The organism is Microbacterium sp. Leaf203 (genome assembly GCF_001421275.1).
Taxonomy (GTDB): Bacteria; Actinomycetota; Actinomycetes; order Actinomycetales; family Microbacteriaceae; genus Microbacterium; species Microbacterium testaceum_A.
In genome coordinates this window covers 1,229,156-1,229,371 of sequence record NZ_LMKF01000022.1, presented here as the reverse complement: position 1 = coordinate 1,229,371, position 216 = coordinate 1,229,156, and positions in this window count along the sequence as shown.

The following is a 216-nucleotide window of genomic DNA, read 5'->3' as shown; positions in this document are numbered from 1 at the left end:
TGCAATCCGGCCCGTCCGGGCCCTCCGAAGGGCCCGAGAACCGCGGGTTGCAGGAGATGTGCCGACAGCTCGGCGCACCTAGGGCCGACCGCCCAGCGCGGGAAGACCGGCTGCGCGGCCCGTGCCGAACCGTCGCTCGATCAACGGCCGTGGTCCCTGCATCCGGACACCACACAGGACTTCCGCCCTGAAGCCGGCCCAGACACCCCGCTTCCG